Source organism: Roseimaritima sediminicola, from assembly GCF_009618275.1.
Classification (GTDB): Bacteria; Planctomycetota; Planctomycetia; order Pirellulales; family Pirellulaceae; genus Roseimaritima; species Roseimaritima sediminicola.
Genome location: NZ_WIAD01000026.1, coordinates 1 through 20236, shown reverse-complemented (window position 1 = coordinate 20236; position 20236 = coordinate 1). Strand labels below are relative to the sequence as shown.

Genomic DNA, 20236 nt, shown 5'->3' with positions numbered 1-20236 from the left:
AAGGAATGATTTTGCGAGTGCGAGTGTGCTCAGCAGGCACAGAGTCCCCATATTAACCAGCTTCACCGGGTTATCAAGAAACCATTGTGCTTGAATTCGCGGACCTACGGACTTACTGACAGTTAGAATCCATCGGACCGTAAAGGTTCCAAAAAAAATGCATCCACCGGATCCTCCGGTTTCGTGGTGTCACCGTCCTCAGGACCGCTATAACCGTGCAAGCCACCCGCTGGCGGGCGGTTCATCGACATGTCAGGGGGCGAAAAAACGTTCGCTCCTGGATCGGCCAGAACACGGTCGGTCGCCTCCGCTGCGGATATCGACCGGGTTTCGTCCCGGCGGAACCGGTCGGGGGCCTCCGCCTCGAGCGATGCCGCGACCCACCCGCCGGCTTGCAGGGCCTGATCGGCCGCTTCGCCGCTTGCCGCTTCGCGCTGCACAGCGGATTGACCGCCCTGGCGGGACAGCCGGTTCAGTTCGTTGACGACCAACAAGGCGTCCACCGGCGCGACGATGCCGTCGCCGTCGACGTCGATCAGCGGTGCGCCTGCGGTAAACGCGGGCAACGGTCCGGTGCCGTGACGATTCAAATAATTAATCACCATCAAAGCATCGATCGGTTCCACACCGTCGCTGCGATCGACATCGGTGGCGACCTGCGAGTTCTGCCAGGGGCTGGCCCCGCGTTGGACGCCCCACGTGGCGGTCGGCTGGGAATCGCCAACGGTGATTTCCTGGGTACCCAGCGACTGATGAATGACCAGCGGCAGGTCGAACTGGACCTGGTAGCGACCGGCGGGCAAGTTCTCGAATCGCAACAAACCCGAGGCGTCACTATGGGCGGAGAGCTGGGGGCCGAGGCGAACCCGGTTCACCAAGACTTCGGTGCCCTCGTGTCCGAATAACCGCACGCTGGCGATTTGGTTGCCGGGATCGGCAACGGTCAACGTCGCGGTCGCTCCGCTGGCCAGGGCAGGCGAGGTCTCGCGATCCAGCAGATTGCCGGCCGCATCGTAGGCCTCCAGCCGCCCGCGGGCTCCGGCGGCCGGGGCCACGACGGTCACCTGAACCTGAGTCGTGTTTTCTTCGGGCCGAACCTCCAAATGGTCGTAGGGCGACCAACGATCGTTCCACTCGCCCTGGGTGACGTCGTACCACTTCAAACGCGGCCCCCCGACTTCGCCGCTATCGCCTTCGAAGACGACCCGGCCGTCGCTTTTGGCCGCCGTGCCGCGGATTTGCCATCCGGCCAAATCCTCTAGAACCTGCCCCGAAGCGACCGACTGTGCGTCGACGCTCGCCACCACCGGCAGCTCGCCCGCCGTGGCGGCGACCACTTCCGCCACCACGTCGCCGATCGCCGCTTCGTCCGCGTCCGGCAAACCATCGGTATTTTGATCCAGGTACACGTAACCGGTTGCCGACGCGGGTGCCGTTCCCGGAATCAACGGCGTCACGGTGATCGAGGGACTGGTCACGCCGGTCGCGGCGTCGATGGCGCGGATATCGACCGTGGTGAAGGTGGCCGGAACCGCAACGTCAAAGGCCACCTCGGCAACCTGCCGGTCGGGTGCCACCGCCGTCTGCCAGGGCCCGTCATCGATGCGGTATTCGACGCGGCTGATCCGGTTCAGCGTGATATCATTGCCAGAGCCTTCGGGATTCCGATTGGGCAGGGCCACCGCTCGAGCTTCGCCACGAAATTCCAAGCGTTGGTTTTCCGCATCGAATCGGCCGACGCCCTCGAGGGCTAGCGGGACGTCCAAGACGTCAAAAACCCCGTCGCCATCGCTGTCCTGCCAACCGACCAGGGCCAGCGTCGAGGCCGGACTGACGTGTTGTTGGTAGGCGTAACTGCGATAGGTACCGCCGGCCATGATGCTGATTTCCTGGACAAAATCCGGATCCGGATTGTCCGCGGCGTTCAGGTTCAGCGTGTCGTAGTAGCCGCGATGCTCCGACCAGGAATCGCCACCGGTGTATTCATCCTGCGTCCAGAACAGGTGCCCCATTTCGTGGGTGATCACCGACGCCGGGCGCGTCGAGGGGACCACCATGTAGGCTCCGCCGGCGTAGGCGAAAGCGGTGTTAAACGAACCGCCGGGAGCGAACGCGCCGTCCGGATCGTCCGACGCGTCGACGATCAGCAACGTGACGCCCCAGTCCGCGTCCATCGCCAGGCGTTGTTGGTGGTTGAAGACTCGGACCGCGTCCTGCAGCGACAGCCTGCTGTCCATCTGTCTGGCGGTAAGAAACTCCGCCAGGTAGTTGCCGTGGGCGTTAGAGATCTGATCGATCGGTTCGTACGTCGTCTCGAAGGGCGTCCGGGCGAAGCTCTCGTCGTAGACAAACTCCAGGGTATGGACCGAGCCCAGCCCATCCAAGGTATCGACCCACCACTGCATGGCGTCCCGCACTTTTTGCAGCACGCCGTCGATCTCCTGTTCCGTCCAGTCCTGCGTACTGGCCGCACCGGTGCTTTCAAAGAACACCGGAGTCACCGCCACACGGCCCAGCATGAACTCGGCCGTATCGGTCACCCCCGCACCCAGGGGAGCTGCACCCAGGGGAGCTGCACCCAGGGGAGCCGCCCCCAGCGGGTCGGCCGCCAACAAGCGACGGCCCTCCAGCGATTCCACCTGCAACCGTCGCCGACGCGAGGCGGAGGGGCGGGCGCGAGCAAATTTGTGGCGATCCAGGGGCATAAGCAAACGAAAACAAAGATCCGAAGCGAAAACAGCGGCCAACCGATGCCTCCTTAGAGACATCGGTCGGCCGAATGATTCCGCAAAACTCAGGAAAAACTCCCGAGCAAATCCATTCTAGCCAGTCTCGCCAGCTTGCCAGGCGAATTCCAAGTCGCTGAAGTCGTCAGACTTTGGATGCGTTTCTTTATACCCCGCCCAAACTCCGGCGAGTTCGGCTACGGGCAACCACTACTCTCCCAGTTGCGAGAACACGCGGTCGACGGCCAGATCCCCGTCCTGGGATTGGACGTGATCGTCGGCCAACGAATCCAAGACGTCTTCCAGCGCCATCGCCGCCGGCTGGTCGAACACCGACCCGCTGCGTGCGGCCGCTTCACCCTGGCCGTCGTTGCGGTACAAACGATTCAGTTCGTTGACCACCAACAACGCGTCCCGCGGCTCGACCGCACCATTGCCATCAACATCCGGGAAGGGCGGCAAACTAACGCCGGCAGGCGGTGGGTCCAGCGGGATGCTGTTGCCGGGATAACGGTTCAGGGCGTTGATCACCAACAGAGCATCCAGCGGAGTCACGCCGTTGGTACCGTTGACGTCGAATTGACCCGCGGGATTCTGGTAGGGGTTGTTCTGAATCGTGATCGGATAATCTTCGATCTCGCCCACCGAGACCGACTGGCCGGTCTCCGGATCGGTGCGTTGGCCGGTGACGATCACCCGAGCGTAGGTTTCGCCGAGAACGGCATCACCGGGCACGCTGAGCGCGGTCGAACCGAGGAACGGCGAATTAAACCGCATCGCCTCGTTGGGTCCATCGAAGGCCCCGTCGCCGTTCCAGTCGACCAGGATGTCCAGCACGTAGGCCAAACCGTCGCTTTGCACATCCACGTTGATCGTGGTGTCGAAGCCACGCCGCAGGGCACCGGAGAAGGTGACTCCGTCGTCCTGATCGGCATTGGGTAGTTTGGCATCGGAATCCGCCGTGACGGTCGCTCCCAATCGCAGGCCGTCGTCGACCTTCAATCGCGGTCCGCCGTCGGCCAGTGAGGACTGGTACGGTGCGGGAGCATCACCATAGTCAAACCCGCCACCGACAAAGATCGTCAGTTCGGTCTGGCCGTTGGCTTGATTGCTCTGCAGCAGGTTGCCGACTTCGTCCTGGATCGTTACCAGGTTCAGCACGCTGTCGCCGACCACGTCGGTCGAACCGTCGATGTACACGCGAGAGCCGACGCGCTGGGCGGTGATGCCCGGCAGGTTGGCCGCTTCGATCGTAGCGACGACGGTATCAGCCACGTCTTCGGGCGAAGCATCCGGAGCGATCTGAATCGGCACCGAAGCGGTCTGTCCCGGCGTTCCCAACTGGGTCAGCACCGTGTCGCTCATGTCCAGCGAGTAATTCGTGTCGCCGCCCAGGACGATGCGTCCGCCCCCGACGTTGACCGGCGCCAGTCCCAGCGAAGCGCTACTGATCGCGGAGACCAGTGCGGTGGCCAATTGGTCCATCGTCGGATTGGCTGGCACCTCCACGCGCGCCGCACCCGGGGTGCTGAGCGAGTTATTGGTGTCGATCTCGAAGACCACTTCTTGCACCGCACCACGGCGGATCGTGAAGGTCTGGCCATCTTCGACGCCATCGGGCAGAGCCACATCGGCTGGAATTCCGATCCCGAAACCGACCTGGGTACCGATCGAACCGCGAACCGTCATTCCGCTTTGCAGCGGATCCACGACCGACAGGGTGTCGGTGCCGGTGAAGTTGACCTGGCCGTCGCCTGTGGCCACGGCCGTCAGGTTCAAGGCCGACTGGTTCACAACGCTGGCGATCGCTTCGGCGATTTCGTCCACGGTGGCGTTGACCGGCACCGGAACGGCGACCGAACCTGCGGCGGCGCCGCTGTTGTCGTCGTCCAGTTCGAAGGTGAATCGCAAGCGGCCATCGGTCACGGTAAACCGCGTCCCGTCGACGCCGGTCACATCGACCAGATTCTGCGGAACCGTCAGCGTGATTCCCGATTCGTATTCGAACGGCGTCAGCACGCCGGTGCGATCGACGACGTTGAATATGTGACCATCGATCGTATCGCTGCCGGCCGAGGCCTGGATCACCGAATCGGCCGAATCCAGCATGCGGATCACGTACACCGCATCGGTGCGGAAGACACCGGCCAGGGCGGTCAGCCGAATCGTGTTCGTGCTGGGGTTGTAGCCGAAGCGATAGTCGACCCCATCGACCAGCGGAACGCCGTTTTCCAGCAACAGAATCGCACTGCTGGTGACCGAGCGATCGTCGACACCGACGCCGGGAACCGGGTCGCTGGGCGCGATGCCATCGACCAACTGGATCTCGAAGAACTGCGGGGCGCCAACCACCTCGACCGTACCGGCCAAGGTGCCTTGCTCTTCGGCTCGCGGCGTAACCAGTACGGCTCGCGGACCGGTCGTGTCGCCGCGGTCTTCGGCACCGCGATCCTTGAACACGATTTCCCCGGATCCGAAGGGCGATTCCACGTTCGGATCGTCCACTCGCAATTGTCCGTTGACGTCAAAGCGAGGTGCGATGATGGGCGAGGGCGGCAAGCCCAACGGATTGCGAACCGTGACCAGGCTGGCCCGATCCTGCAGCGAGTCGATCGAGGCATCGATGATCGAAGCCCCGCTGGCCGGCGTGAAGATCAGCTCTCCGGCACTGACGAACAACTCTTCGCTCTCGGGAACGATCTGCGGGAACGTCCCCAGCGAGGTGGTCCCACTGACCGCCGTATCGTTGCGATAGAACGCCGAAGCGCCGGTGACCGAACTGTTGCTCGACGCGTCCACGTCCAAGCCCACGTCGGAGTTGGCGATGACGTTGTTCAGCAGGGTTGGCGAAGCGTTCTGGCGAACCGTGATGCCCGTGCCACCGGGCACGAACAGGTCGACCGAAGCGCTGAAGATCGCTCCCACCGCATCGATGTCCGCGCCGATCGTGCTCGAACCGGGCGTGCCTTGACGCAGGTCGGTCAGGCGTACAAAGGCCAAACGGTCCTGCGGTCCGAAACCGGCCGCGTCGATATCCAGCTGGTTGGTCAGTCCGCCGGCGATGCCGACTTCGGTGTAGGTCACCCCGTCGCGGCTGACCTCGACCAGCACGCTTTCCACGTCGCCGGTTTCAAAGATCGCCAGGTCCGGACGCGAATCGCCGCTGCCGGTCAGGCGGTTGTCGACAAACTGCACCACCAACACACCACCGTTGCCCAGCGACAGCGTGGAGCTGCCATCGACCGGTTCGGCGCCGCGGCCGCTCAGGTCGGGCGGTCCCAGCACGGTCAACGTGTCCTGGAATTCCGCGTCCGGCTCGGGGCCACCGTTGGCGCCGGGCGAGTAACTGACCACGGCATCGGCAAACGAGAGGACCCCTTGCGAAAAGGACGTCCCTTGGATGATCTGTGCCGGGGCGGTCCTGCCGGGCGTGACCGCACCGCCGATGATCGTGTTGTTGACGATCCGGTCGAAGGGTACGGGGTCGCGATCGGAGCCGCCGTTTTCGATGCCCGAGACCCGCAGGCCACCGACATCGTTGTAGGCCAGGACGTTGCTCTGCACGACGACGCCTGGCACCAGGGCTTCGGTATTCAGTTCCACCAGGTTACGCGGGTACCGCACCAGGCTGTCGGTCGTATTGCCGGCCACGTCCGCGGTCACGTCGTGCACCAGATCGATGCCGTACTGCGAATTGAACAGGAAGCGACTGTTTTCGACCAGGATCACGCCCTGGGCGTCACGATCACGGTTGTTGTCCCCGCGGCCACCGGCCCGGGTCACGTTCTGCAAGGCGTTGTCGCTGTTATCTACCAGCGACAGTCCCAGCAGATTCACCTGCGGGTCGCTCAACGAATCGGGGCCGCTGGAAAGCTGGGCCGATACGCCCAGTACCGACTGGACCACTTGGCTGTTGATCGCCGTCACGATCGACGCGGCCACCTCGCTGGGGGTCTGAGGACGAACCAGCCCGGTCAAGGGATCGATCGCCTCGAAGGTGTAGGGGATGGCTACGTTGCCGGGCGCCACACCGGTATTGGATTCGGTCAAATCGAATTCGAACGTCACCGCGGCATTGCCGTCACCGATGGTGAAGATCTGGCCATCGACCAGATCGGCGGCCCCTTTGGCCGTGATCGTCTGCGACTGGGTCAGCCGCGTGTTGGTATCGAGGGCGCGGAACCGCGACTCGAACAACGATGCGACGTACTCGCTGGCGTCGCGGATCTCCAACTGGTACGAACCGGTCACCAGCTCGCTGACCGGCTGTGGCGGGTTGGTCAGGTTGGGCGAGGGATCGACGATGAATCCGGTGTCGACCGTAGCCCCGGTCGCCAGCTCGCCGCGTTCGGCAAAGCCGATGATGATGTCGTCGATGTAGACACCTTCATGCGTGTTGTCGCGAGTCCGCCGCGGACCTTCATCGCCAAAGACGTCGCCATAGCGATTGCCTCCGACACCGAACGGACCGCTGTCGTCGACGCTCAGGCCGGTGAATTCGACCAGCGAACTGCTGTTCCCGAATCCGGTCAATTGGCCTTTGGCAAATCGCCGGGCCGCCGCTTCGCGGATCGCGTCGGCCACTTCGCGAGCGGTCATGCTGCTGTCGACCGCCACCGGCAAGCCGACATCGTTCAGCGATTCTTCGACCGCCAGCGGACTGTCCGCGGGAACCATCACGGGAAACCCGCCGGTCAGTTCGATGCGGTTGTCGTTGGTGATCACACGGTAATCGCGGAGCACGGTGATTTCCGCCGTGTAATTGCCGACGTCGCCGTCGGTTCCCGAGCCGGCAATCGTCGGGTTGTAGTTGCCGTTCTGTTGGCTGCTGATGCCGACGTAGTAGGTCGTATCGACATCGACCTTGCGAATGAAATCCAACACGCGGTTGGGATTGGCCGGATCGAACGGCGGCAGGGCCTGCGTCGATACCGGGTTCCCTTCGCTGTCGAATACCCGCACGCGAGGCGTCAGCGACGAGCCCAGTTCCGGGTTCGCCATCACCTCCAACGTCGCACCGGCCGGCAGGTCGACGCGGAACAGATCCACGTCCTGCGGATCTTCGATGCGGCCCGTGCCGGTGAACGTGGCGTTGGCATCGGGCAGAGGTACCGGCGTGGCCGAACTCAATTCGTCATTCGACTCGGCGGCATAATCAAAGCTGGAATCGACAACCGGTGCCGGAGCATTGGCTTCCAGGATCGGCGCCAACAGCGAGGCGATCTCGTTGGCGGTCAACCGCGCCACCGGCGTCGCACCCGCGACGCTCGGGTCGAACAGCGGGACGTTGACTTCGCCGGCGGCGGTGTCGACGTTGCGGAAGCCGTCGTTCAGGACAAAGGTGATCCCGGCAACGTTCACCGTCACGCGGGTGTCCGGAGCCGAACCCGGCACGCCGGCATCGGCGGCCGCGTAGTAGGCCGCGATGTCGCTGCCGGGCGGGGTGACCACGGTGGGACCGAAGGACAGGTAGAAGTCCTGGCCGGAGATCGTAAAGCCTTGACCATCGCGGAGCTCCGCACCGGGCAGGGCGCGGATCGCCGGATCACCGCCTCCGACCTGACCGGAGGAGCTGAACTCGACCCGCAGCCGCAGGCCTTTGCGGCCGGCGAATTCGCCCAGCGGAACCCGAGCCTGACGCCAGGAATCGCTGTTGTCGAACGTTTCTTGGACATCGACGTCGATGCCGTCGCCGGGCGTCGGTTCGTCGTACTGGTCGTCCCGCAAACCGATGTCGCGGAATGACGCATTGGTCGAAACCAGGTGCTCCGCTCCGTCCTCGGTGACCACGTACACGCGGAACGCATCGAGGCCGTTGTCGCTTTCCAGGAAGTAGTTGAAGTACAGGTAGGGTTGGTCGGCCGAGGAGTAACCGACCAGGCTGAACGGATTGCTCTCGAGCGCCCCATAAGCTCCACCGGGGAAGTTATAGGTGTTGTCGATCGGCTGGCCGTCTTGACGCGGCACGTTCAACGGGTTGCCGCCGATCGCCGAGCGCGGCGCGGTCACGTTGGCGTTGGCAAAGCCGGTGTTGTTGCGTTCGTAGCCGAAGTACAGGCTGGAGCCACCGATTTGGCCCTGACGCGTGCCGTTGAACGTCGGGTTGATGCCGTGGCCCGGATCCAAACGCCGGGTTCCGGTCACGCCCCAGAGGTTGCGGTCCAGCGTGCTGAACGCCACCCCACGCACGGCGCCGTTGCCGTTGGCATCGATGTTGGTCTGGCCACCGACGAAGATCGGCTGCAGTTCCCCGGCCGTATTGAACGCGTAGACGCGTCCATCGGCCGTGGTTCCGAACAACAGATTGCTGTAACGTCCGCCTTCGACGGTCTGCGGACCACGCACCAAACCGGTGAAATTAATTCCCACCAGGTCCGTGGCCGTGTCGACGTAATCGCCGATGTTGCCCTGCGTATACCCGGTCGGGTTGGTCACCCGGTACAGGCCGCCGGCATCGGAGACGCCGTACATGACGTTGCCGACCATGGCGATGCCGCGAATCGTTCCGCCGGGCGAAACATTCACGACTTCGAAGGCGGGATTGACGCTGTTGCGGGTGACCGCTCCGTTATTCAGCGTGACGGTGCGCCCATTGGCCGCCGCGGTGGTCGTGCCCAAACCGGCATTGTTGATGGCCTGAGCGACTCGGATGGCGATGTCCACGTCGCGGTCGGAAACCGAGAACGGGACCGCGATATTGCCGGAACCGGCCGACACGCCACTGCGGCCGGTCTGGGTCTGGAACACATTTGCGATCTGCAGCGAGGTCGCGTCGACGTCGGTGGCACCGCGGAAATTGATCCGGTTGCCTTTGTGACTGACCGTCGTGCCGTTGCCGATGGCCGCGGCCATGGCCTGCGCAAATTCTTCGGCCGTGGCCGTCTCTTCCACCCGGATCTCGGTCATCCCCGGCGTGACGGCGAAGTCGCCTTCGACCGCCAGCCCGCTGCCGCTGACCGTCGGCAGGACGGCCTCGCTGTCGCCGGCCAGACTGATCCGTCCCAGGCTCTCGGTGGCTCGGGCCACGATCCCAAAGTCCGCACGGGTGATCGTGTCGGCCAGCCCCGCGTACAAATCCTCCGGTGCCAGCACGTCACCGTTCTCGTCGCGCATCGCCACGGCGATCGCACCGGCGCTGACGCTGCCGTTCTGATCGAATTCGAACGTCCGCTCGATGCCCGCCGCGTCGGTCAACACGACCTGCGCCCCGTCGACCACCTGAGTGGAATCGACCGCCAGCACCGGTCCGGTATTGAACTCGTAAGTGGTCGCTCCCGAAGACGTGGTCACGGTGATCTGGTCACCATCGCGAATCGAAGCGCCGATCTCGTCATCGTACTGGAACGTGAACGCGGGCCCCGAATCGAACTCGAAGGTGTAGGGCGTCGAATCCGATCCGATGATCGTGAACGTGGTGGGTCCACCGGCCGCGAAATCGTCGACGATCAACGACTGCGTCTGACCGTTCAACCCCACCTCGGTCGCCCCGGTCACGACGAACTGGGTTCGCAGGGCGGTGTTGGGATTCAGCACGTTGCCCGCGGTATCGAGCAAGCGGGTTTCGATGTAGCCGCGTTCGCGGATCTGCGTGCCGGCGCCGCTGGCACGTTCGTCGATTTGGATGTCCTCACCACCAACGGTAATGGTCCGCACGATGCGATCACCGGCCGCACCGCTGAAGGCCTGTCCGGTCTGGGGGTCGAACTGGTAGACGATGTTACGCAGGTATTCCGGCCGCTGGTTGGGGAAGGTACCAACCTGCGGCGTCGCGGTACGATTGCCCACGAAGAAGCCCAGGCCATCGCCGAAGAACGTCATCGCTTCGGGGTGCACGCCGTCGTCGGACCGCACCACCGAAGGACCGTCGGCCGTGACCACGACCTCGTAGGTTTCGATGTTGCTGGCACCGATGGCGGTCAGTCCGGCGTCTTCGCTGCTGATTCGGTAGTAACCCACACCGGTGTCGTTGGGCGGGTTGCCGTTGATCAGGTCGCGGTTGTAGCCGAACAGTTCGCCGTTGGGCAGGAAGGCAAAGTCAGCGATGTCCTGATTGGGCAGCCCGATGCTGCCGTAGTTCTCGCCGGTGAACGGGTTGATCATGTTGACCGTTTGCTGGATTCCCGTGTTGTTACGGCCGATGGTGTACATCACCACGTCGTCCAGCGTGTAATCGATCGCCGCCTCGGCCGGATCGAACAAGACGGGCACCTGCACCTCGCCGGCCGTTCCGCCACCGGAGTGTCCGATGTGGTCCTCGGCGATCCGGGTCACCGAATCGATCGGTTCCAGACGCAGCAGCGGATTGGTCGGCGTTCCGACGTAGAACTGGTCCATCTGCTGGGGGATCCGCGTCTGGTTGCTGATCGCCACATAGTACGTGCCTTCGGACAGCTCGGTGGTTCCCAAATAGGGGTCCAGCGTACCGCCGGAGCCCCGACTGAGGTCCGCGCCATCGACGCCCACTCCGGCCCGCGGCTGGTCGTCGGCGATGTTGCTGTCGCCGGCGGTCATGATCAAGTTGCCGGCCGCGTCGTAGATGTAGAACGCCATGTCGGCGCGAGCAAAGTTGTCGGCGTAATCCAGATCGAAGATCGTCGCCAGGTACAACGCGGCGTTGTCGCGCGTCAGTTTTTCGTACCGGACGTCGAATTGGTACCAGTCGATGTCGTCTTCGCTGTCCAGCATCCCGCCGATGGTCTTGGCCAAACGATCGCTGTTCAGCGGCCCGGCGTTGCCGCTGGTGCCGTCGTTGGCCACCCCGTAGGGGCCCAGCGGCTGGGCCTGCGCAAAGGTGTCGTTCGGTGCGGATTGCTCGTACTCTTCACCCAACAGCGGCGAGTGGAACGGTTGACCGATGATCTGCAGACCGGTCGTCGCGTAACGCACGTCCGCAAACTTCACCTGCGTGCCCGGCGTTTCATCGGTTTCACGCAGTCGCAACTGCAGGTTGTATGCGCCGCTGGTCAGTCCTTTTCGCACCCCCGGATCGGCGGGCGAATCGTTACTGCGAACGCGGATGTGATACAAGTTTCGCGTGCCGTTTTCGCCCGGCAGCACGATCCGCATGCCCGGATCCCGACGGTTGGTCGAGTACAGGTCTTGCAGGACCGAATCGTCGATCTCCTGCCGCGCCGACATCGCCACGGTACCGCCGCCGGGAATGTTCAACAGGCTGTCGTCGACCGCCAGATTCGGGACGTCACTGCCGAGGAACAAGTCGTTGTCGAAGCGGACCTCCAGCTCGTAATCGCCGCCGGGCTCGAGCACGTTGGTCGGATCGGTGGGATCGACCACGCGTTCGACGCGCCGCGCCAGACTGACCGTCACCGGCCCCAGCACGTCGCGGTAGTTGGCGTTGATGGCCGCCTGGATCGAACCGGCGGGATTGGCCAGGAATTCGTCGATTTCCACCGCCACCGTGACGGCCGAACCGAACAGACTGAGGTTCAAAAAGCCTTGAGCATCGGCGACGTTGCCGCCGATGGTCAGGACCTGCGTTTCGGTCCGCGCGCTCACCTCGCTCATCGGACGCACCGAATCGGCGTCCAAACGATCGCTGACAAACAACAGCGACGGATCGGCTTCTTCGGCCAGGGAATCGTTGGAGCGGGCCAGGACCATGCCGTTGGCATCGATCAATTCCAGGACCGCGTCCAGGGAATTGTCCGTTCGATCGATATCGAACCAGACCTGCGTGCCGGATTCGGCGATGAACGAGTAGACGTCGACGTCATCGCGCTGGGACAGGAAGCCATCGACCACGAAGCCGATCCGGCGATTTTCGTCGCCGGCGGTTTCGGACGGGGCCAGTTCGCCCAGGAATTGACTCTGCCCGGGAATGGCGTTGGTGCCGGGCGAGATCGCCGCGACCGATTCATTCTCGGCGATCGCCGCGACGTTGCGGTCACTGGCCGCCTCGCGAATCGTGACGCCGTTCCACAAACCGGGCGTCACGCGTTCCAGCCCGGTGCTCTGCGACGGATCCTCCGGCACCAATTCCAAGAACGAAGTGATCCGGCTGGTCGAAGCGTTGACGTCGGTTCGCCACGCGAACGCCGTGGTCACATCGTTGGGACCATAAGTCGTTCCCAGGCCGGCGTCCACACCCTGCGGCAGGTCCACCGTATCGATGTCGCCGGTCACACTGAAGGTTGCCGTACCGGCGGTGATCGCGGTGACCAGATCATTGAACTGGTCGGCCGCCCAACCTTCGAACTGGGCGCCCGTTTGATTGACGCCGTCGTTGGTGTAGTAACCGCCTTGAGAGAACCCGACCCGCGTGGCATCGTCGATCGTAAAGACGCGGAAATCGGGCTGACCCGGCGTGCCGGTCGTGTACAGGATATCGTCACTGATCGCCAGTACGTCCTCGTCCAGATAACTGATCACCTGCACGTCGCCGATCGCTCCGCCGCCGTCGCTGCTTAGATCCAGCTGGGTCGTCAGCCGCGTGGAACCGTCCTGGAACAGCGAGGTGGCGACCCAGTTGACCGTGCCGTTGGGCCCGGCAAACGTACCGCGACTTTCCACCCGGTCATCGGAAACCAGCGTCGCCGGTTGAGTGATCGTCGTGCCGGACAATTCCGTGACCGTGCCTCCCACAACCACGTAGGTGGTGTAGGCGAACACGTAGTCCTGGTTGATCAACAATTGCTGGTTGGTGGTCAAGGCCGTCACGCCGCTGAGCACGACTTCGTTGCCGTCGCCCATCAGGGCCGAGAAGAACCCGGCCGTGTCCTGAGCCACATCGTTGTCGATCAACAAACCATTGTTGACTTCCGGACCGGTGGGCAAGCGCGAGTCGCCCGTTTGGTCGGTCAGGTTGCCGCCCAACAAACCGTCGTTGTTGGTGTCCAGTTGCGGTTGTCCGTCGGGCCGGAAACCGGCCCCGGCAAAGTCGTCGGCCAGGGTCGTCAGGACCACGGGGAAATCCGGGTGGCCGATCAATTGCAACGAACCGCCGATGCGATCCCGAATCCCGCGCAGTTGATCCTCGGCCGTCAGCAGACTACCGCCGATCACCAGACCGGCCGGTTCGGTGTCGTCTTGGAATTTGACCACCAGACTACCGCGAGCGTCGCTTTCCAACTGCAATCCGCCGTAGACGAATTGGTTGGGAACCTCGATCGTGTCGCGCACCACGTGCACGATGTCGTAATCGTCCCAGACACCGCGCGTGGCCAGTTCACCACCGCGAACGTGCATGCCGTTGACATCGTTGTCGTCCAGGCGGTTGTTGCGGACCAACGGGCCCGAGTTGCCCAGCGATTCGACGCTGTCCAAACGCCCGGTCGAACGGCCCGTGTCGCCGACGCTCTGGTAGGACAGCGAATTGACGTCGACGGTGATCGCGGCGCCTTCGCCGCCGAGGAACACGTTGTCAACGATGACCGGCTGGGAAGCGCGGACGAACACCGTGCCGGCGGCATTGCTGCCTCGGCCCACGCGGTCGCCGTTGTCGCCTTCGCGACCATCGGCGTTGAATTCAAACTTGCTGCTGGCCAGACGCAGGTCGGCCTGATGGACTTCCAAGGCATTGAAATCGGCAAAGCCGCCTTCGATTCGCGTGGTTCCACCGGCGCCGGCGATGACGGCGTTGTCAAAGCTGCCCGAGGCGCCCTGTCCGAGGTAGATGCCACCCCAGTCGCCAGCCTCCATGCCCGAATCGCGGCCCCGCGAATTCGTGTCGAAGGTGCCGCTGCCGCCGTAGCGTGAATCCTGCAGCGACGTAAAGACGACCGGCAAGCCGGGATCGCCTTCGGCCAACAAACTGGCGCCGAAGCGAGCTTCGATCCGAGCGCTGTCGATCTTCAGCACGGTGCCGGGATCGATATCCAAACGGGCGTCCAACCGAGCGCGAAACGCCTGCGGACGATCGACCAACGGCACGCCGGGATCGGCGTTGGTGTCGACGTAGGTGGTCGTGCTGGAGTTCAACTGTGCGACCAACTCGAACGGACCGGTGGGTTGGCCGGTCGCCGGGTCGATCGGGGCCCGGTACAGACGCCGGGCGGTGAACGAACCGTCGGCGGGTACCCGCGGCAACTGCGTCAGGCGAACGCCGCCGGGGGTGGCCAAGGTCACCGGCGCGGTCCGCGTGCTGGCGGCGCTTTCCTGGCCGCCGGCTTCGACGTTGGTGATCCGGTACGCATAGGTGCCGGCCGGAATCGAACTGCTGCCGGTCGCAGGCTCGGCCGTCAGATTGACCAACAGGATCGAGGGGGCGGTGGAGTCGACCAGGGGGCCGCCCGGAGTGCCTTCGATGACCAGGTTCTCGGTCAGGATGTGCGGGATATCGATGTCATCGAAACGAGCTTGAACCGTCAACGGCTGCAGCGTCGATCCGGCCCGCGTGACCACCCGCACGAACAACCCGTTCAGCGAATTGCCCACGATCTGGTTGTTGTGGATGTCCGGTCCGACACGGCTGTAATCGGGCACGAACGCCCCGCCGGCCTGATACAGCGGTTCGTCGAAGCGGGTTTCCGCAAAGGTGTCCGGCGTGGCGGCCATCGCCGCGTCGGCACTGTTGCGGATCTGCGAATGCACGATCGTCGGACGCGTGATCGCCATGTCGATCGGCGAGATCACGACGCTGCGGCCGTCCACCGAAACGCGGCCACCGCCGTAGCGGATGTCGGCGAATTGAACGTGGTTGAGAAACAGACCGGCCTGCTCGGGATTGAACCGCGACTGGTCGGCCGCATCCAGGTCGCCCCGGAAATCCAATCCGCCCCAGTCGCCCGCTTGCGGCACCGGCGTGAAGGTGGGCGAGTTGCCCGCGCCCACCGAATCGTCATTGAAACTGGTGAAGATCACGCTGCCGGGAACCAATTCCCCTTCGTCGTCGGTCACCGGACGGCCCGCCGCATCCAACAGGGTCGGCGTACCCAACAGCTGCAACGCCGCGCCGCTGTAGTCGATCGTCGGCGAGGTGCTGCCGATGCCCACCCGCGAACGCTGCATCTTGAAGACCGCACCGGCGTCGATCACCAACGTGACCCCCTGCGGCACGGTCAGCGAACTGCCGTCCTGCAGCGGGTTGCCGAACGCGTCCACACCGATCTGGTAGGAGAAGTTGTCTTCGAACGTGTGGACCAAGCCGTCGGCGCCGCCGTTGGCCACGACGCGAATCGTCTGCCCGGGCTGGGCCGCGGCGATCGCGTCGTCCAAGTCCCGGTACGGAGTATTGATCGAACCGTTGCCCACACTGCTGGCGGCCTTGTCGACGTACAGCGTCGACGACGGATCGGCCGGCACAAACCAGAAGTTGTGCACGCCGCCCGGGCGCCCATCGGCGTCGCCATCGAGCGATTTGCCGGTGATGTCCTTCAGCGTCAGGTCGTCGCTGGGAACGAAATTCATCCGCAACTCGTAACTGCCTTCGGTGCGGCCCCCGAAACCGGTTCCCTCGATCGCCGGGTCATAGCTGTCGTTGCCACTGGCCGAGACGCCAAACACATAATTGCCGGGCGTCAATTCCAATTCGATCAACGAGTCGCGGCTGAAGTAATCGTCGTTGGCCGCCAACTCCTCGAACGTGCCATCGGCCAGCTCGCGGTACAGACGCAGGCTCGTGTCCAGCAGACTGGCCTCGGGCAAACGCTCGGCAAACGTCTGGATCGAGACCGTCCCCGGACGCGTCAACTCGAACTGATACAGGTCGATGTCCGTGCTGTCGGGCCGGTACATGTACTGGCCGTTGACGATGTCGGCGATGCTGGGAAACGCCGCTTCGTTGTCCGTGCCGGGGTTGAATACCGAGTCGGTGCTCTGCGTGACCGGCTGCGGCAGGTCGTCGGCATAGCCGTAACCCAACAACTGGCCAATAACCAACATCGCCCCGCGGAAGAACTCGCCGCCGAACTGGTCGTCGGTCGATTCGTCAAAGTCCTGAAAATCCATCACGCCCAGGTCGTCGAAACCGTCGCCGTTGCGGTCTCGCGTGACCACGGCCAAACCGCCGTCGCCGCTGGTTGCACTGGGGTCGCCGCCGTACAAGTCACCCACGGCAATCGTGAAGAACGCATCCCCGGCCGGACCACCGTTGGTTTCGACAAACTGGATGCCCAGGTACTGGCTGAACTGGTGCAGGGCTTCGCGAACACGGTCCTTCTGCTGTTCGCTGATGATGTTGAAGTACGTCGTGTCGTTGTCGATCCCGGGACTGTTGGGATCGTCCCCGAGGAAGGAATCCGCAAAGTCGTAGTAGATCGTGCTGATTCCGTCGAAGCGGTCCGCCCCGCGACGCAGATAATCCAGCGGCACCACGCGGTCCAGCCGCGTCGGATCCTCCGGACGAATCGTCTGCACGCCCGGAACGGCCGGACCGGCTGGCAAATCCAAACCATAGGGCGTCGTGTTGACGATCTCGCTCTGGAACGTCACCGTCTGCGGCCCCGGCGCGTTGACGTCGAACTGACCGCCCAGCGCATAGGCCGTGTCGAACGAATCACCGGCATCGCTGACCGTCAGCGCGATGTCCTGCGGAACCAGTGGCGAATTGATGTTCGGACCGGTGTCACGCTGACCAATCCGCAGCCGCGCCCCGTCGGTCAAGAACTGTCCCGGATTGTCCGGATCGGGCACACGCGCCAACGGCTGGGCAAACTGCAGCCGCGCGATATTCGTCACGGCGTTGTAGGTCACCAACTCGGGCGTCACCAAGACGTCGTCGTTGCCCGTGGCCGTACCTCGGCTGTAGAACAGGCGGTAGAACAACGGATCGGTGGCAAGCGTCGCATCCAACCGGTCGTTGTTAAAGTGCACTTCGATCACGCCCACGTCGGGGCTGAGCCTGCCGTCGGCTCCGCGACGCACCGGCTCGGGAACCACGGCCAAGACCTGCGGCCCCAGATCCAGCTCGAACTGCAGCCCAAAGTCCTGGCCGTCCTGGAAGGCCCGGCCTTCGGTATCGAGCAACGCCTCCGCCCCTTGGCCGAAAACATTGATCTGATAACGGTCGTCCGGCAACGGCTCGGCAAACCGAAACACCACTTCACGCGGCGAATCTCCCAAGCCCACATAGCCGGGCGTTACCGACACATCGCTGGCCCCGGTCAGGGTCAGCGGCGAATACGTGGTCGCAACATCGCCGATCGTCGTATCCGGCGAGCCGGCCTGCAGCTCCAAACGCAACAGCTGCGAAGCCTGGGGATTGGTATTGATCGCGTTGATCAACTGCTCGACCGTCGTCTCGTTGCCCAAGTGCGAATTGATCTGAACCCGCACGTCGTTGCCATTGACCAAAACCGCCGGCAGGGCGGGGCCCTGGAAGTTGCGACGCTCGACAATCAACTGCTGACCGCGTCCCTCCGGACCGGTCGTCTGAGACAGGACCCGCACGCGGACCGCGTTATTGGTGCCAAAATCGGTGATCGCCGTCGCCGCGTTCGCGCCGCCCAGCACGACCTGCAGGCCATCCGGAGTGCTGCGTCCGATCCGGGTCGACGAGCCGCCCGTGACCTGCAGCCCCGAAACCAGGGCGCTGGCCTCGGCGTCGCTGCGCAGTGCCGCCAACAGCCCCGCCACGGTGGTCTCCCGCACCGGATTGCTGTTCAACACGACCGAGATCGTCTTGCCATCCACATCGATCGTGGGCAGGGCCGCGGAACTGCTCGAAACGCTGGTAAATTCCAACGTGATTCCGTTGCCCGAAATCCCGCCCTGGGCGGCTCGAAAGTCCACCAAGACCGCACCACCGGTCCCGAAATCCGTGGTCGCTTCGGCCGCTTCGAATTGGTCGTCGCCGCCGGCGCGGGTGATCTGGATCCCGTCGAGGGTGGTCGGATCAATCTGCGCCGTCTCGTCGAACTGGAAGACCAGCTCACGCGGCTGAACGCTCAGCTCGACGCCGTCGAACAACAGCGAGCCCTGGTTGGGCTGGATGCCGATCAGCTCCGGACCCACAGCCATCAACTGCCGCTGCTCGAGCGCCTCGAGCAGCCCTTTGCGGTTCTGCTGACGACGCTTGGCGCGCCGGCGATCCGAAGCAGAAAACAATCCCGAACGACGAGAACCAAAATTACGGGAGGTCATCAACCATCCTCTTTCGAAGCCAGAGTTGGCAAAACGGTTACAAGTTTCGTGCTCAAACCACCCGCAGGCCAACAAAACAGGCAAGCCAGGACAAATGGGCAATCTGAGGCGATAGTCTCGTGAATTCTAATTCACAGCCCCGGATTCGCAACGAAAATCCCTATCAGGACGCGGTTTACGGCACCGTGGTCCGGTCATTTCGATTATGCGAGGGGGAATCTACGCGAGGCCTTGGATACCGCAGGGTGTGCAAAAGTTCCAAACCGCCGCCGAGGATCGTCCAGAACGAGCCAAATGGCCCCAGCGGAACCGATGGCCCGAGCGGAACCGATGCCCCGAGCGGGCTGCGGACTTTAATCAAAGCACCGATTATTTCGATATTGCCGGCCGGCCGGCCCGCTTGCTAGGGTCCGGCAAGCAAGTGGGCTCGACGCGCTGCTTTGGCGAACCGCCCCCTGTTTTGGCGCCCGCCCCACCGAGTACCCGCGTCACCGAGTACCCGCGTCAACGAGTACCCAGGGCCCACCCCGACTCATCCTGTCCCCGAAACCAGCGAAAGCGAACCGGATGCACGCCATGCCCCCTTTTGCCCAACGCTGCCCTCGTCTACTGGCTGCGATCCTCGTGCTGCCTTTGGCCGGCCTGCTGTCCGGGTGCCAGTGGGCATCCAACGGCCAAAACGCCCAGGGCACGCAGCTGTACGAGCAGGGCCAGTACACGGCGGCCATGCAGCACTTCCAGAAGGCGATCGAGACCACCCCGACCGACGCCGACGGCTACTACAACCTGGCGGCCACGACCCATCGGCTGGGCATCCAGCGACAGGATGCGGCTCTGCTGGAACAGGCCGAGGCGCTATATAACCAGTGCCTCGACCACGACGCCAACCACGTCGAATGCCACCGCGGCCTGGCCGTGTTGTTGGCCGACACGAACCGGCCGGACAAAGCGTTCACGCTGATGAAGAACTGGGCCTCGCAGAACCCCACGCTGGCCGACGCCCGCATCGAATTGGCTCGCCTGTACGAGGAATACGGCGACCCGGCCACCGCGCGGCGTTATCTCGAGGACGCCGTCCAGCAGGACCCCAACAGCGCTCGGGCCTGGTTGGCGCTGGGCAAACTGCGCGAGAGCTCGGGCGAACTGGCCCAGGCCCTGGCCAACTACCAACGCAGCTACAGCCTCAACAGCATGCAGCCGATGGTGGTCGAGCGGATCGCGTACTTAAACCGCCAGTTGTCCGACAGCTACAACACGACCCTCTCGACCGGTGGCACTCGCATGGCCCAGCCCGGCACGGCCCCGGCCGTCGGCACCCGCCGCTACTAGTGGCATAGGCTTCCAGCCTGTGAACAGCAGTGGCATAGGCTTCCAGCCTGTGAACAGTGGCATAGGCTTCCAGCCTGTGAAACCAGTGGTCTCGGCTGGGACAGCCGAGCTACTATGCCGCGTCTCGGCTGGGACAGCCGAGC

General features: G+C 63.8%; 3 protein-coding genes. 1 reads left to right on the top strand and 2 read right to left on the bottom strand.

The annotated features are described in order from the left end of the window. Nucleotides 1-122: 122 nt before the first annotated feature. Both GE027_RS13330 and GE027_RS13325 read right to left on the bottom strand, forming a co-directional pair. On the bottom strand, nt 123-2705 hold the full coding sequence (locus GE027_RS13330; protein ID WP_153557698.1) for a dockerin type I domain-containing protein: 2583 nt from the start codon (nt 2703-2705) through the stop codon (nt 123-125). Nucleotides 2706-2936: 231 nt separating this feature from the next. Continuing rightward, on the bottom strand, nt 2937-18764 hold the full coding sequence (locus GE027_RS13325; protein ID WP_153557697.1) for a GEVED domain-containing protein: 15828 nt from the start codon (nt 18762-18764) through the stop codon (nt 2937-2939). 576 nt (nt 18765-19340) lie between these two features. On the opposite strand from GE027_RS13325, the gene GE027_RS13320 reads away from it, so the two are divergent. Then, the gene (locus GE027_RS13320; protein WP_237607523.1) at nt 19341-20093 is read left to right on the top strand and encodes a tetratricopeptide repeat protein; all 753 of its coding nucleotides are present in this window, start codon (nt 19341-19343) and stop codon (nt 20091-20093) included. Nucleotides 20094-20236: the final 143 nt, after the last annotated feature.